Annotated in this window: 15 protein-coding genes and 1 pseudogene; 3 read left to right on the forward strand and 13 right to left on the reverse strand. The window is 65.1% G+C overall.

Translation table 11 applies throughout. The features are described from left to right. Window positions 1–75: 75 nt before the first annotated feature. Entirely contained in the window at window positions 76–300 is a 225-nt protein-coding gene (locus LRS09_RS11270; RefSeq protein ID WP_257806551.1) for a hypothetical protein, read from the forward strand. A gap of 60 nt (window positions 301–360) precedes the next feature. Here the strand turns inward: LRS09_RS11270 and LRS09_RS11275 are convergent, their stop codons facing one another. From LRS09_RS11275 to LRS09_RS11300, 6 genes are read right to left on the reverse strand one after another with little or no spacing between them, the layout of a single operon-like run. Then, window positions 361–960, reverse strand: a complete 600-nt coding sequence (locus LRS09_RS11275) for a hypothetical protein (protein WP_257806552.1) — start codon at window positions 958–960, stop codon at window positions 361–363. A gap of 53 nt (window positions 961–1,013) precedes the next feature. Further along, window positions 1,014–1,772: a M48 family metallopeptidase gene (locus tag LRS09_RS11280; protein WP_257806553.1), complete on the reverse strand. Its 759-nt coding sequence runs from the start codon at window positions 1,770–1,772 to the stop codon at window positions 1,014–1,016. A gap of 59 nt (window positions 1,773–1,831) precedes the next feature. Further along, a complete protein-coding gene (locus LRS09_RS11285; protein WP_257806554.1) occupies window positions 1,832–2,665 on the reverse strand; it encodes a metal ABC transporter permease in 834 nt (277 codons plus the stop codon). Continuing rightward, window positions 2,662–3,522: a metal ABC transporter permease gene (locus LRS09_RS11290; protein ID WP_308240294.1), complete on the reverse strand. Its 861-nt coding sequence runs from the start codon at window positions 3,520–3,522 to the stop codon at window positions 2,662–2,664. Before LRS09_RS11290 ends, LRS09_RS11285 begins: the two co-directional genes overlap by 4 nt. Next, window positions 3,519–4,457 carry a manganese/iron ABC transporter ATP-binding protein gene (locus tag LRS09_RS11295; protein WP_257806555.1) on the reverse strand — a complete coding sequence of 313 codons (939 nt, stop codon included), beginning with the start codon at window positions 4,455–4,457 and terminating at the stop codon, window positions 3,519–3,521. Before LRS09_RS11295 ends, LRS09_RS11290 begins: the two co-directional genes overlap by 4 nt. Further along, window positions 4,454–5,347, reverse strand: a complete 894-nt coding sequence (locus LRS09_RS11300) for a metal ABC transporter substrate-binding protein (RefSeq protein ID WP_257806557.1) — start codon at window positions 5,345–5,347, stop codon at window positions 4,454–4,456. Before LRS09_RS11300 ends, LRS09_RS11295 begins: the two co-directional genes overlap by 4 nt. A 141-nt stretch (window positions 5,348–5,488) precedes the next feature. Here LRS09_RS11300 and LRS09_RS11305 point away from each other — a divergent pair, with 141 nt between their 5' ends. Further along, window positions 5,489–5,938 carry a Fur family transcriptional regulator gene (locus LRS09_RS11305; RefSeq protein ID WP_257806559.1) on the forward strand — a complete coding sequence of 150 codons (450 nt, stop codon included), beginning with the start codon at window positions 5,489–5,491 and terminating at the stop codon, window positions 5,936–5,938. Here the strand turns inward: LRS09_RS11305 and LRS09_RS11310 are convergent. The 7 genes and pseudogenes from LRS09_RS11310 to trxC all read right to left on the reverse strand — a co-directional run bounded on the left by LRS09_RS11310 (window position 5,922) and on the right by trxC (window position 13,176). Then, a pseudogene (locus tag LRS09_RS11310) lies at window positions 5,922–7,530 on the reverse strand (GMC family oxidoreductase). The gene LRS09_RS11305 and the pseudogene LRS09_RS11310 overlap by 17 nt on opposite strands. Window positions 7,531–7,614: 84 nt before the next feature. Beyond that, window positions 7,615–8,148 carry a DUF934 domain-containing protein gene (locus LRS09_RS11315; protein ID WP_257806560.1) on the reverse strand — a complete coding sequence of 178 codons (534 nt, stop codon included), beginning with the start codon at window positions 8,146–8,148 and terminating at the stop codon, window positions 7,615–7,617. 9 nt (window positions 8,149–8,157) lie between these two features. Further along, complete coding sequence (locus LRS09_RS11320) at window positions 8,158–8,910, reverse strand: phosphoadenylyl-sulfate reductase (RefSeq protein ID WP_257806572.1); 753 nt, start codon at window positions 8,908–8,910, stop codon at window positions 8,158–8,160. Next, window positions 8,885–10,555 carry a nitrite/sulfite reductase gene (locus LRS09_RS11325; RefSeq protein ID WP_257806574.1) on the reverse strand — a complete coding sequence of 557 codons (1,671 nt, stop codon included), beginning with the start codon at window positions 10,553–10,555 and terminating at the stop codon, window positions 8,885–8,887. The genes LRS09_RS11320 and LRS09_RS11325 overlap by 26 nt, the downstream gene beginning before the upstream one ends. 22 nt (window positions 10,556–10,577) lie before the next feature. Continuing rightward, the gene (locus LRS09_RS11330; protein WP_257806576.1) at window positions 10,578–10,901 is read right to left on the reverse strand and encodes a DUF2849 domain-containing protein; all 324 of its coding nucleotides are present in this window, start codon (window positions 10,899–10,901) and stop codon (window positions 10,578–10,580) included. A gap of 11 nt (window positions 10,902–10,912) precedes the next feature. Then, the gene (cysG, locus tag LRS09_RS11335) at window positions 10,913–12,340 is read right to left on the reverse strand and encodes a siroheme synthase CysG (protein ID WP_257806578.1); all 1,428 of its coding nucleotides are present in this window, start codon (window positions 12,338–12,340) and stop codon (window positions 10,913–10,915) included. Between the two features lie 389 nt (window positions 12,341–12,729). After that, entirely contained in the window at window positions 12,730–13,176 is a 447-nt protein-coding gene (gene trxC, locus LRS09_RS11340) for a thioredoxin TrxC (protein WP_257806580.1), read from the reverse strand. Window positions 13,177–13,264: 88 nt separating this feature from the next. Between trxC and LRS09_RS11345 the strand changes: the two genes are divergently transcribed. Beyond that, window positions 13,265–13,654, forward strand: a complete 390-nt coding sequence (locus LRS09_RS11345; RefSeq protein WP_257806582.1) for a helix-turn-helix transcriptional regulator — start codon at window positions 13,265–13,267, stop codon at window positions 13,652–13,654. The last annotated feature ends 15 nt before the right edge of the window (window positions 13,655–13,669 follow it).

Genomic DNA, 13,669 nt, shown 5'->3' on the forward strand with positions numbered 1-13,669 from the left:
CGCAGCCGGTGGCATTGAGGCCTCCGCCACTCCGCCCTAAATCTACGTGGAGACGACAAGCAGAGGGGGCACCAGATGACCAAGCAGCCGGCAACCGTCGAGCAACTCGAGGAAAAGATCGCCCAGGCCTATCAGGTGATCGGCCACCTGCTCGATCTGTCGGGTTTCGACGGCGGCGAGGGCGAGCGGGCCCTGGACTATTTTTCGTCCGACGAGTTCGATCCCGATTTCCTGCCCTGGCCGCGACCCGGAGAGGAAGGGCTGCGGCCGGACGAACTGAACGCCGGCAACGACGGGTGAAGGAGATTGCTCCCTTACAAATGCATTCAGCATCCCGCCTTCAACGAAGCGCTTCGGCTTCTATAGAGCAAGGACTTTGGTCAGCTCGTTCTCAATCATTGTTATCTCATGATCTAATATCGACTGAGAAGAGTTAGTTGGACTCCAATAAGCTCTCTCTGCGAACGCATCCAATATGCCAAACTTATTAGGGCCGCTTCCCGCCTTATACGATTTCTGGATCAACAGAATTCCCGCACCAGCCTGATCACGGTTAATGCGCGGTTCGTCGCGAGGATAAACAGCCAAGATACGATTAGTACCACCCTGAGTCAGACAAATCTCCGGCTCGATATGGACGGAAAAGATCTTCTTTGGAGAGGTCCACAATGCCTTTCCAGCTTTCTTTCCGGTGCCAGTTTGTTTCTTAAGCCAATTGGAGCAATGCTCTGCAATCTTTACGTTTCGATCTATAGCGTTCTCAGGGGCCATAGCCTTAATTCTCATTTTGACAAATTCAAGCGACTTGGAGTCTCCACATAGGCTAGCGACTCCGTCGCGTGAGGTTCTGTAGTAGTCAAAACCACCAGCTTGCGAGCACTTAGACAGATCTCGAATCTTGTCTCCGGTATTTTGTGTCAGCAACTTAAGAAACGTCGAAAAATGCATTATCACGGGCATCGCAGGCTCCGATTTCCGACTCACCTGCTTCAATAATAAAACAAAATCGAAAGCTAACCAAACCTGATCGCCTGAAGCGCCGCGCCGTTCTTCTTCAGCCAGGCTCGCGCCTCGTCCGTCCTCGGGCAGAGTTCCCGGCACAGTGCCCAGAACTTCGGCCCGTGATTCATTTCCTTCAGATGCGCCACCTCGTGCGCGACGAGGTAGTCGATCACCGTCGGGCGCGCCATCATGATGCGCCACGAAAAGGACAGGCTGCCGTCCGATGTGCAGGAGCCCCAGCGGCTGGTCGTGTCCTTGAAGCGGATCGCCTTCGCCGTGCGCCCGACGGCGGCGGTGTGCTTCGCCACCAGCGCCTCGATATCCTTCTTGGCCTCGCGCTTGAGGAAGTCTGCGACGCGGCGGGCAAGATGAGCGCGCTCGCCGTGCACGATCAGCGCCGGCACGCCGTCAACCTCGGCCACCGTCACCGAACCGCGCCTGTCGGCTTCGTGGACGATGAGATGCGGCACGCCCCGCACCGGGATCTTCACGCCCGGTCGTATCTGCGGTTTGTCCGGCACCTTGGCGATGCGGGCTTCCAGCCATCCCTGGTGACGGTCGATGAACCGGTCGACTTCGCGGGCGGGAATGCCCGGCGGCACCGTCACGCGCAGGCCCTGCCCGCCGGCGTCGATGCGCAGGGTCAGTCGCCGGGCGCGCGCGTTCTCGACGATGCGCAATGGCAGCGTGCGCCCGCCGACCTCGTGCATCCGTTCGAGCGGCTTGGCGGGACGGCGCGGCTCTGGCTTTCTCAGGAGCGAGAAGATCATGCGCGTGATGATAAGCGATTCGCGCGCATGGAGCAGGAGGTCGCGGCCTCCTCGAACGGTCAGGCCGCCTCGCCCTCCGCTGGCACGGACAGGCGTGCCCGCAGGAAGGCGACGACGAAGGTTCCGGACATCAGCAGCACGATCGTCGGCGCCGGCGCGGAGTCCAGGAAGAAGGACAGATAGACGCCGAGCAGCGATGCGACGACCGCCACTGTCACCGAAATTGCGATCATCACGCCGAACCGCCGCGCGATCAGGAAGCCGATCGCGCCCGGCGCGATGAGCAGTGCGATGGCGAGGATGATGCCGACCGACTTGAGCGCGCCGACGATCGACAGCGACAGCAGCGCCAGCAGCCCGTAATGCAGCAGCCGAACCGGCAGGCCGATCGCCTTCGCGTGCTGCTGGTCGAAGGCATGAAGCATAAGGTCGCGCCACTTGATCGCCAGCGCGCCGGCGACGACCGCCGCGATGGCGCCGGCCTCGATGATGTCGCCCCAGCCGACACCCAGCATGTCGCCGAACAGGATGTGGTCGAGATGCAGTTCCGTCTCGATCATCGAGTAGAGCACCAGGCCCAGCCCGAACATGCCCGAGAAGAGGACGCCCATGACGGTGTCCTCCTTGATGCGGCTGTTTTCCTTCAGGTAGCCGGTGCCGACGGCGCAGAACATGCCTGCCGCGAAGGCGCCGAGGCCGATCGGCAGGCCGGCGACATAGGCCAGCACCACGCCGGGCAACACGGCATGGCTGACCGCGTCTCCCATCAGCGACCAGCCCTTCAGCACCAGGAACGGCGACAGGAGCCCCATCGGGATCGCCACCAGCAGCGAGACGATGAAGGCCTGCTGCATGAAGGGGAAGGAGAAGGGGAGGAGGAGCGTGTCGATCATGCCTGCGCCTCCAGCGCTTCCCGTGCCCGTCGCCGCGCGGCCAGCAGGCCGTGCTTCGGCGCGAAGACGAAGGCGGTCAGGAAGACCGCCATCTGCAGCACGACGATGACGCCGCCGGTCGCGCCGTCGAGGAAATAGGAGATGTAGGCGCCAATCAGGCTCGACAGCGCCCCGATTACCACTGCGATCGTGATCAGGCGCGGGAAGCGGTCGGTGAGCAGATAGGCGGTCGCGCCGGGCGTGACGACCATGGCGATCACCAGGAAGGCGCCGACGGTCTGCAGCGCTGCCACCGTGCAGGCGGCGAGAAGGGTGAAGAAGACGCCCTTGAGCAGGCCCGGCCGCAGGCCGATCGAACGCGCATGGTTCTCGTCGAAGAAGGCCACCATCAGGTCCTTCCACTTGGCGATCAGGATCGCGAGCGACACGCCGGCAATCAGCACCAGCTGCAGCGTGTCGGCCGGCGTGATGGCGAGGATGTTGCCGAGCACGATCGTCTGGATGTTCACCGAGGTGGGCGACAGGGACACCATGAACAGGCCGAGCCCGAAGAAGGAGGTGAAGATCATGCCGATGATCGCATCCTCGCGCAGCCTGGTCCGCTGGTTGAGGAACAGCATCGCACCGGCGGCGAGCCCGCCGGCCAGGAACGCGCCGAGGGCGAAGGGCAGGCCCAGCATGTAGGCGCCGGCGACGCCCGGCACGATCGAATGCGAGAGCGCGTCGCCGATCAGCGACCAGCCCTTGAGCATCAGGAAGGCGGACAGGAAGGCGCAGACCGCGCCGACCAGCGCCGAGACCCACATGGCGTTGACCATGTAGCCGTAGCCGAACGGTTCGAGCAAGGTCGCCATCATTCGGCCGGCTCGTCGGGCTTGCGCGAGGCGGGGGCAGCGGTCCCGGTCAGCCCCTTCTCGGAATAGACCACCAGCGGACGCTCGTCGTCGGAGATGACGGTGACCTGCCGCGCGTCCTCGTCGTCGTGCAGCTCCGCGCCGCCAAGTACGAAATGGCGCAGCACGCCGCCGAAGGCGCGCTCCAGGTTGTCACGCGTGAAGACGGTCTCGGTCGGCCCTTCCGCCAGCACGGTACGATTGATGAGGATCACGCGGTCGCAGAAGTCCGGGACGGAACCAAGGTTGTGCGTCGAGACGAGCATGATCTTGCCCTCGTCGCGCAGGCTGCGCATCAGCGCAATGATCGCGTCCTCGGTGTTGACGTCCACGCCGGTGAACGGCTCGTCGAGCAGGATCACCTCACCTTCCTGCGCGAGCGCCCGGGCCAGGAAGACACGCTTCTTCTGGCCGCCGGACAACTCGCCGATCTGCCGCTTGCGGTAGTCCGCCATGCCGACGCGCTCGAGCGCCTGCGTCACCATCTCCCGGTCGCGGCGCGAGGGGATGCGCATGAAGTTCATGTGGCCGTAGCGGCCCATCATCACCACGTCCTCGACCAGAACCGGGAAGGTCCAGTCGACCTCCTCCGCCTGCGGGACATAGGCGACGACGTTCTTCTTCAGCGCCCGGCCGGCCGGTTCGCCGAACATGGTGACGGAGCCGGCGGCGAGCGGCACAAAGCCCATGATGGCCTTGAACAGGGTCGATTTGCCCGACCCGTTCACGCCGACCAGCGCGGTGATCGATCCGCGCGGAATGGAGAAGGAGGCAGACCGGAGCGCGGTGTTGCCGCTCCGGCACGTCACGGTGAGATTCTTCGCGACGAGGCCGGCGGTTAACGCCGGCCCGTCTCGTTGCCCGTCGGGCAAAGCCTGTTTCTGCGGTGCCATATTCATTCCGCAAGGCCTTTTGCGATCGTTTCGGTCGTCACCCGCATCAGGTCGAGATAGGTCGGCACCGGACCGTCCGCTTCGCTGAGCGAGTCGACATAGAGAACGCCACCGTAGCGGGCTCCGGTCTCGCGCGCCACCTGCTGCGCCGGGTCGGGCGACACCGTGCTTTCGCTGAAGACGACCGGGATCTTGTCGGCCTTCACCGCGTCGACGACCTTGCGCACCTGCTGCGGCGTGCCCTGGCCGTCGGCATTGATCGGCCAGAGATAGAGTTCCTTCAGGCCGAAATCGCGCGCGAGATAGGAGAAGGCGCCTTCGCTGGTGACCAGCCAGCGGCGCTCCTGCGGGATCGCGTCGAGCGCGGCGCGTACAGGCGCGACGGCGGCGTCGATCTTCGCCTTGTAGGCCTCGGCGTTCGCCTTGTAGGCCTCGGCATTGGTCGGGTCATATTTGGCGAAGGCGGCCGCGATGTTGTCGACATAGATCTTCACGTCTGTCGGCGACATCCAGGCATGCGGGTTGGGCTTGCCGGTATAGGGACCTTCTGAAATGCCGATCGGCTCGACACCCTCCGACACCACCACGCCCGGGATGTCGCGCAGGTTCTGGAAGAAGCGCTGGAACCAGGTCTCGAGGTTGAGCCCGTTCCACAGGATCAGGTCGGCGTCCTGCGCCTTGACGATGTCGCGCGGTGTCGGCTGGTAGTTGTGGATCTCCGCGCCGGCGCGCGTGATGGATTCCACCTCCGCCGCATCGCCGGCGACGTTCTTCGCAATGTCCGCGATGACCGTAAAGGTCGTGACAGCCTTGAACTTGTCCGCAGCGTTTGCGGGGACGATTGCTGCGGCGGAGAGGGCCAGGCCGATCAGGGCGCTGCGTAGGATGGAAGGCATACTGCGTCTTTCTCCACATTGCCGCGTCATCGCGGCTCCATGATCGACATAAGGTGCGAACGCTTGTATGTCAATGCAAATGCAAATCGTTTGCAACTAGGAAAACTTGGCAATGCGTTCGCCCTGTCGCATATAGCGGCGATGACGGAGGAAGCGAAAAAGTTGCGCGGCTACGAGGCTCGTCTGCGGGAGGCTGGCGTGCGTATCACGCGGCCGCGCCGGGCGATCCTGCAGATCCTTTCAGAGACGGCGGATCATCCCGACGCGATGGAAATCTTCCAGCGGGCATCGTCGATCGATCCGACGATTTCGCTTTCGACCGTCTATCGCACGATGAAACTGCTCGAGGACAAGGGCGAGATCCAGCGCCACGCCTTCGCCGGCGGGCCCTCCCGCTTCGAGCAGGCGGCGGCCGAGCACCACGACCATCTGATCGACCTCGACACCGGCGACGTGATCGAGTTCCATTCCGAGCGGATCGAGCAGCTGCAGGACGAGATCGCGCGCAGGCTCGGCTACGACATCGTGCATCACCGGCTGGAGCTCTACGGCCGCAAGCGCAAGGGCAGTAAGCCTACGCCGCGCGAATGAAGTCCGCGGCCTTCTCGGCGATCATGATCGTCGGCGCGTTGGTGTTGCCGCCGATCAGCGTCGGCATGACCGAGGCGTCGACCACCCGCAGCCGCTCCAGGCCCCGCACGCGAAGCCTCGTATCGACCACGGCGTTCTCGTCCGTCCCCATCCTGCATGTTCCGACCGGATGGTAGATGGTGTCCGACCGCGCCCGGATGTGACGGATCAGCTCGGTATCGTCGGGATCTGTCCCGCCGAGATAGAGCTCCGTCTTGCGATAGGGCGCGAGTGCCGGTGCTGCCAGGATGCGCCGCATGATCCTGACGCCCTTGAGCAGGGTCTCCATATCGCGCTCGTCGGCGAGGAAATTCGGGTCGATCCGGGGCGGCGCAAGCGGGTTGGTGCTGTCGAGGCCGACAGTGCCGCGTGAATGCGGCCTGAGCACGCAGACATGGCATGAATAGCCGTGGCCGAGATGCAGCTTGCGCGCATGGTCATCGATGATGCCGACGACGAAGTGAAGCTGGAGATCCGGCTTCTCCAGCGCCGGATCCGACCGGATGAAGGCCGCGCCTTCAGCGCCCGGCGAGGCGATGAGGCCCGTGCCGTCCCGCTTCCATCGCCTTGCCTCGCGGATGACGTCGACAAGGCCGCCGAAACTCATCCCGAGCAGGTTGCGGTCGCCCGACTTCCACGATGCGACGAAGTCGAGATGGTCCTGCAGGTTCTGCCCGACGCCGGGAAGCTCGTGCTTCACGAGGATGCCATGCCGCGCGAGTTCCGCGCCGGGCCCGATACCCGACAACAGGAGAAGCTGGGGCGAGTTGAAGGCGCCGCCGCACAGGATCACCTCGCGCCGCGCTGCGACGGTCTCTTCCCTACCGCCGCGCCGGAACCGGACCCCTGTCGCCCGCTTGCCCTCGAGCACGATCCCGGTTGCGTGGGCGTCGGTCAGCACTGACAGGTTTCTCCTGTCCATCGCCGGATGCAGATAGGCCGCCGCAGCCGAACAGCGCTCGCCCACCTTTGCCCCGGACCAGAACTGCGTGACCTGGTAGTACCCCGCGCCGTCCTGCTCCGGTCCGTTGAAATCGTCGTTGAAGCGGATCTGGTTTTCGCCGCAGGCGTCGACGAAGGCCTGGACGATGGGCCGCGGCGTACAGTTGCTCGCCCACCTGCAGCGGGCCGGACGCGCCATGGAAGGCGTCTTCGCCGCGCTGGTTGCCCTCGGCCTTGCGGAAATAGGGCAGCACGTCCTGCCATCCCCAGCCGTCGCAGCCGGCTGCGGCCCAGCCGTCATAGTCCGAGCGATGGCCGCGGATGTAGAGCATTGCGTTGATGGCGCTCGAACCGCCCAGCGCCTTGCCGCGTGGTTGGTAGCCGCGGCGCCCGCCAAGGCCGGGCTGGGGAACGGTCTGGTAGGCCCAGTTCGAGATCTTCGGCCGCCCGGGCAGCATCAGGGCCTATCCGGTCGGCGCGCGGATCAGGATGTGCTTTCCGTCGCCGCCCGCCTCGAGCAGGCACACAGTCGCGTCAGGATCCTCGCTCAGCCTCGCTGCGAGCGTCGAGCCGGCGGATCCTCCGCCGACGATCACGTAGTCGAACTCCATGGATCCCTCCCCGATGCCGGCGGATGTTTCCGTCCGGACATGCGAGGAAAGCGCTGATCGGTGGGATTTGTAAAGCCCGCCTGATCAGTCCGCTGTTCGACGCCAGGAATACTTGCCCCGCGTGTCCGACGAGGTGGCGGTGGGTTGGTACTGGAACGGAATCCCGCCGACCTCGCCCCTTTCCAGCCGCGCCAACAGCACCGGATGCGAGACCTCGAACTGGTCGAAGCCGACCCGCAGCATATGCGGCAACTGGTCGACCAGAACCTGTCCTGTCGCGCGGATCGGGCCGGAGAACCCGTAGCGGCTGCGCAGCAGTTCGGCCTTCGAGAACGAACGCCCGTCGTTGAAGGCGGGGAAGGCGAGGGCCACGAGGGACAGCTGGTCGAGCACGTCGGCGATCGCCTCGACCGGATCGGCCGGCGCCAGAAGAACGCCGAGCCGGTCCTTGTCGCGCAGCCTTTCGTCGGCCGGGATTTCTAGGAATGCGCTGAGCGGCAGGATCAGCTTGCCGTTGGAGCCGGGCGCGTCGAACGCCTCGGAATGGCTCCATTCGTCGTCGCGAAAGCCGGACGGCGTCCAGAGCCGCGTCTGGGGCGCGGGGGCGGGTTCGGTCATGAACAGTTCCTAGAGCGACGATGCCGTCAGCGAGTGGTCGAGGTCCGACAGGTGAATGCCGCATTCCGTCTTGGCTTGTCCAGCCCAACGTCCCGATCGCGCATCCTCGCCCTCCTTGACCGGCTGGGTGCAGGGGAAGCAGCCAATGGACAGATAGCCGTAGGCGACGAGCGGATTCTCCCTCAGCTGGTGCTCGCGCATATAGGCGGCGAGATCGGCCGTGGTCCACTTCGCGAGCGGATTGATGCGGATGCGCGGGCCCACCGCCTCGAACACCGGCAAACCGTTGCGTGTCGCGGCCTGGAAGCGCTTGCGACCGGTAAACCAGGCCGCGAGCGGTTCGACCGCGCGCGCCATCGGTTCGACCTTGCGGATGTTGCAGCAGGCGTCGGTGCTTGACTTGTGCAGATCTCCGCCCGGGTCCCGCTGCGCGAGCGCCGCCGGCAGCGGTTCGAACACCGTGATGTTGCGCAGTCCGAAATCGGCCGCAAGCGCATCCCTGTACTGCAGCGTCTCGCCGAAATGCTTGCCGGTGTCGAGGAAGATCACCTGCAGCGCCGGGTCTATGCGCGCGATCATGTGCAGCAGCACGGCCGAATCCGCGCCGAAGGACGACACGGCGCCCAGCCCTTGCAACCCGAAGCGGCCGATCGAGAAGGTGATGATGTCCTGCGGCTCGAGCTGCCCGTAACGGGCCTCCAGCGCCGCGGCCTCGATCGCAGCCTCCTCGTCGGCGCTAAGCTGCTTTAGCTTCGCTAGCATAGAGCGCCTCCTTGAAGGGCGCGGGGCCGAGCCGGCGATAGGCATCGAGGAACTTTTCCGAGGCGTCGCGCCGATGCGCGAGATAGGTGTCGACGATCTTCTCGATCGCGTCGGTGATCTCGTCTGGGCCGAAGCCGCGTCCGATGATCTCGCCGATCGAGGCGTTCTCGTCGCCCGATCCCCCCAGCGTCACCTGGTAGAGCTCCGCGCCCTTCTTCTCCACGCCGAGAATGCCGATATGGCCGACATGGTGATGGCCGCAGGCATTGATGCAGCCGGAGATCTTCAGCTTCAGCTCGCCGATCTCCTTCTGCCGCGCCAGCGAGGCGAAGCGTTGCGAGATGTCCTGCGCAACCGAGATCGAGCGCGCATTGGCGAGTGCGCAGTAATCCAGGCCCGGGCAGGCGATGATGTCGGTGATCAGGTTCGAATTCGCGGTGGCAAGTCCTATCTCGACCAGCCGGTCGTAGATCGCCTTGAGGTCGGCCCGCGCCACATGCGGCAGGATCAGGTTCTGCTCGTGGCTGACGCGGATCTCGTCGAACGCATAGCGCTCGGCGATGTCGGCGACCGCGTCCATCTGGCCGTCGCTGGCGTCGCCGGGCGCCTCGCCGGTGCCCTTGAGCGAGATGGTCACCGCGGCGTAGTCGGGGTGCTTGTGCGTGACGACGTTCTGGTCGAGCCATTCGCCGAACGAGCGCGAGTCGAGCCGCGCGAGCTTCACCACCTCGTCGCCCTCGGGACGCGGCGCCAGCGCCGGCGGCGCGAAATAGGCGGCGATCGCGGCGATGTCCTGCTCGGGCAGCGTCAGCACCCCGTCCTTGAGCGCGTTCCACTCGGCCTCGACCTGGCGCGAGAACTCCTCCGTGCCGGTCTCGTGCACCAGGATCTTGATGCGCGCCTTGTATTTGTTGTCGCGGCGCCCGTGCAGGTTGTACACGCGCATGACCGCGGTGATGTAGGAGAGCAGGTGCTCCTCCGGCAGGAAATCCTTGATCTTCTTGGCGATGATCGGCGTGCGGCCCTGCCCGCCGCCGACCCATACGGCGAAGCCCAGCTCGCCCTTGTCGTTCTTCTTCAGGTGCAGGCCGATGTCGTGCACCTGGATCGCGGCGCGGTCGCGCTCCGCGCCTGTCACCGCGATCTTGAACTTGCGCGGCAGGTAGGAGAATTCGGGATGCACCGACGACCACTGGCGCAGGATCTCGGCATACGGCCGCGGATCGGCCACCTCGTCGGCGGCGGCGCCTGCGAAATGATCGGCGGTCACGTTGCGGATGCAGTTGCCGCTGGTCTGCAGCGCGTGCATCTCGACCGAGGCGAGATCGGCAAGGATCGCCGGGATGTCCGACAAGGCCGGCCAGTTGTACTGGATGTTCTGCCGCGTCGTGAAATGGCCGTAGCCCTTGTCGTAGGTGCGGGCGATGTGGGCGAGCATCCGCATCTGCTTCGACGACAGCGTGCCGTAGGGGATCGCGACGCGCAGCATGTAGGCGTGAAGCTGGAGGTAGACGCCGTTCATCAGCCGCAGCGGCCGGAACTGGTCCTCCGTGATCTCGCCGGCGAGCCGGCGGTCGACCTGGTCGCGGAACTCGGCGACGCGGGCCTGGACGAAGGAATGGTCGAATTCGTCGTAGCGATACATCTTCTTCTTCCTTTGGGCCGCGCTAGATGCCGGCCGCGAACCCTTCGTCGACGGGGCGCGGGCGCGCCTGCTTGCCGAGATCGGTCCGGTTCGTCGGTCCGGCCGCCCGGATGCGCTCGCGCAGCCTGAGCGGCCTGATCTCGCCCTCCAGCAGCTCGACGTCGATCAGGTCGACATCCACCACCTCGTTGCGGGCGTAGGCCTCCTTGCCGAGGCGCTCCAGCCGCTCTTCGGCCGGCGTGTCGTGCGCGACCTCGGCATAGTCGATCGTCTCGTGCCAGACCTGGTCGGAGCCGAACCAGACAGCTTCGCCATCTGTGAGCCGGTTTGCGGTGAGAACCTTCATCTCTGTCTCCGTCAGACGGCGACCGTCTCGCGGTCGTGGACCGCGAGCGCCGTGGATGTGTCGAACCGTGCGCCCGCGACCGCGTCGCCGATGATCGTCATAACCGGGCCGGTCAGGTCCTCGCGCGCTTCGAGCGCGGGCAGGTCGGCGAGCGTGCCGTGGAACAGGCGGCGCGAGGCGAGGCTGGCGTTCTCGACCACCGCGACGGCGGTGTCGGGCGAGAGCCCCGCCTCGATCAGCCGCGTCGCGACGTCGGCTGCGATCGAGCGGCCCATATAGACTGCCACCGTCGCGCCGGAGATCGCCAGCTTCGCCCAGTCGGGCAGCGTGCCGCCCTTCAGATCGTGGCCGGTGGTGAACACCATCGACGAGGCGACGCCGCGCAGCGTCAGAGGCAGCTCGAAATCAGCCGCGGCCGCAAAAGCCGCCGTCACGCCGGGCACCACCTCGTAGGACACGCCGGCCTCGCGCAGCGCCGCCATCTCCTCGCCTGCACGCCCGAAGACCAGCGGATCGCCGCACTTCAGCCGCACCACGCGCTTGCCGGCGCGGCCAAGCTCGACCAGCAGGTCGTTGATCTCAGCCTGGCTCTTGGAGTGGCAGCCCTTGCGCTTGCCGACGCCGATGCGCTCGGCGTCGCGCCGGCCCATGGCGATCACCGCCTCGGGCACCAGCGCGTCGTGGACGATCACGTCCGCTTCCATCAGCAGGCGATGCGCGCGCAACGTCAGCAGATCCTCGGCGCCCGGACCGGCGCCGACGAGCGCGACATGGCCAGCGATTTCGCCCTGGCGCGACAGCATAATGTCGGCCGCGACCTGCGCTTCCTCGAACGAGCCGATCTCCATCGCCCGCGCCGGTGCGCCGTTGAAGAATTCGTTCCAGTAGCCGCGCCGCGCCGCGCCCTTCGGCAGCAGGCGCTCGACAGCCGAGCGGTACGAAGCCGCCAGCGTTGCCAGCCGACCCAGCGACGGCGACAGCATCCGGTCGATGCGGGCGCGGATCATCTGCGCCAGCACGGGGCCAGCCCCCTCGGTGCCGATCGCGATCGCCACCGGCGCACGGTTGACCAGCGCCGGCGTGAAGAAGTCGCACAGCTCCGGCCGGTCGACGGCGTTGACGCAGATGCCGGCGGCACGCGCATCGGCGACGATCCGCGCATCGAGGGGCTCATCGCCCGTGGCCGCGAAGACGAGGGTCGCGCCCGTAAGCAGCTTCTCTTCATAAGGCGTCGTCAGCAGGCGCGTCTCATTCGCGGCAGCCCATGCAGCGAGCTCCGCTTCCGCATCGTCGGCGACGATCGTCAGCTTGGCACTCGACTGTGCCATCAGGCGTGCCTTGGCCAGCGCCTCGTCGCCATTGCCGACGATGACGACGCTGCGGCCTTCCACCTTCATGAAGACCGGAAACGCATTGAGCCTGGATTCGCGCGAGGACATCTATGGGGCCACCTTGTAGCCGCGCATTTTCCCGGATCATGCCCGCAATATGGAGGCATCGGCTGTCTTGCCATGCGCGGCGAGGCAATCGCTTTTCTGCCGCGAGAAGAGCGCGCGCAAAAATATTCCACGCAAGCGTTGTTCGCGCTTCATGCCCAGTCGATTGTCTGGCTAAGGGCCGATCGGCTCCGAGTTCTTCGCAGAGCCAGCAAAATGAATGCATTGACGGGGCATTAGATTCCGCAGCGCCGTCAATCTACACAATTTTTATAGACAAAAGCGGATTTTCAAATGACCCGGCTCACGCCCTGTCGCGCAAGTCCATTCCCATTTCTGCGATGTTTTGGAATCTGTTTCCCTTCCACGAGATCGCCGACCGGCTGGCGGCGTTACGTCCGGCTTCGGAGCTGATCGCGTGCCCAGTTGACAATCTGCTGCGAGGTCATGGCCCCGGAGACCCGTGCAACCTCCTGTCCTTCGGCAAACAGCAGCATCGTCGGAATGCTCCTGATCCCGAGACGGGCGGCCAGTTCGTTTTCCGAGTCGGAATTGAGCTTCAGCAGGCGGATGCCGGGCTCGAGCGTCGCGGCGGCAGCCTCGAAGGCGGGCGACATCATGCGGCAGGGGCCGCACCAGGGCGCCCAGACGTCCACCAGCACGGGAATGTCGCCGCGCTGCGTCTGGCGCCTGAACATGTCGGCGTCGGCATCCACCGGCTTCGAGGCGAAGAGCGGCGTTCCGCATTTGCCGCACCGCGCCGACCCTGCCGGGCGATCGTCGGGCACTCTGTTGACCCCGCCGCACTTCGGACAGACGATCTGATGGCTACCGGACATTCGTCATCGCTCCACACCTGCTCCCGTCGCCGGCTCAAGGCCGCCGTGGGAATTGACTAAATATACGTACCTAAGTAGATACGAAAGAATGAATATCAATATTCGAGTCGATTCCGTTGCGATGCGGGGCGCCGTCGACGAGGCCAGCGAGCTGTTGAAGGCGCTTTCGAACCGTCACCGGCTCCTGATCCTCTGTCATCTGGTCGAAGGAGAGAGGTCGGTCGGCGAGCTCGCATCGTTTCTCGGCATCCGGGACTCTACCGTATCCCAGCATCTCGCCTTGCTGCGTCGCGACGGCGTGATCGCAGGTCGCCGCGACGGCCAGACCATTTGGTACCGTATCGTGAACGAAGCGGCGAAGGCGGTGGTGGACGTGCTGTATCGAGCCTACTGTCCGCCGGGTACCGTGACCGCCGCCGGCGCGCATCACCCATTCTTGAATTGCACGTTGAAATCCGCTGCGGTTGTATGTACGTAAATTTCAGAAATTACT

It is taken from the genome of Mesorhizobium sp. J428 (genome assembly GCF_024699925.1).
In the GTDB taxonomy this organism is placed as follows: Bacteria; Pseudomonadota; Alphaproteobacteria; order Rhizobiales; family Rhizobiaceae; genus Mesorhizobium_A.